Origin of the sequence: [Ruminococcus] torques ATCC 27756 (genome assembly GCF_000153925.1) — a bacterium.
GTDB classification, from domain to species: Bacteria; Bacillota; Clostridia; order Lachnospirales; family Lachnospiraceae; genus Mediterraneibacter; species Mediterraneibacter torques.
Genome location: NZ_DS264362.1, coordinates 1 through 856 on the forward strand (window position 1 = coordinate 1; position 856 = coordinate 856).

Annotated in this window: 1 pseudogene; it reads right to left on the reverse strand. The window is 51.8% G+C overall.

Annotated elements, in window-relative coordinates:
- Positions 1 to 254 precede the first annotated feature (254 nt).
- Positions 255 to 613, reverse strand: a pseudogene (locus tag RUMTOR_RS08855) (transposase); the annotation flags it as partial.
- Positions 614 to 856: the final 243 nt, after the last annotated feature.

An 856-nucleotide genomic window follows, 5' to 3' on the forward strand; every position in this document is an offset into this window, starting at 1 on the left:
AGTCCGTGGACGAACGCGCATGCGACCCCATGCTACATGATACCGTACCAAACCTCCCACTCACGGAATACGTAAAACTATACGCAAACGCGCCGAGATGCTGCCACAATCCTTCCGGAAAGTGCTTCCATTTTTTTGCGCAAGTCCTCGATTATGAGAGAAGAATGAGATTGCTTTTTGGATTCTCAAACCGCCCCAAAGCCTTCCGGCATGTACCACAGGGGAAAGCTGTTGTCGCACACTTCGGTCCACAAACCAGCCGCAACAAGGGCGCGTGCGCTATCCATTTTCGCGACTGACCGTACTCCACGGCTTCTTTCAGGATCTCAACTTCCATCGTCTTCTTGCCCAGAAGGCGCTGAAGCTCCCGGACCTGCTTCAGAGCAGCAGTAAGCTCAGAAGCAGGAACGACTTCCTCTCCAGCCGCAACGGCGGTGAGGCTGCCTTCCTGATATTGCTTCTTCCACTTAAACAGCAGGCTGGGCTGGATACCATGCAGGCGGGCGACATGGGAGACATTCATACCCGGCTCCATCGTCTGCTGGATAATGGCGATCTTCTCCTGAGGAGTTTTACGTATACGGACTTCTTGCCCTAACAGGATCCCGGTCATCTCAAAATTGGTGTTAGTGTTAGACATATATTCGAGCCTATCTCTTATCTGGAGATACAGCTACTGTCTGGTGTTTCACGGGGCTACATCACACTCAGAGAAAGTTCGGAGTATGCTGATTAATCTGAGCGGTACTCAACCGCACAGGTACTCACTGGTGCAGGATCTGCTGGTCACTAGCATAAGTAGTCATCGACGCCGGTGTTCTGACCGTTGTGGTGTATGAGGAGATACAACATCTCG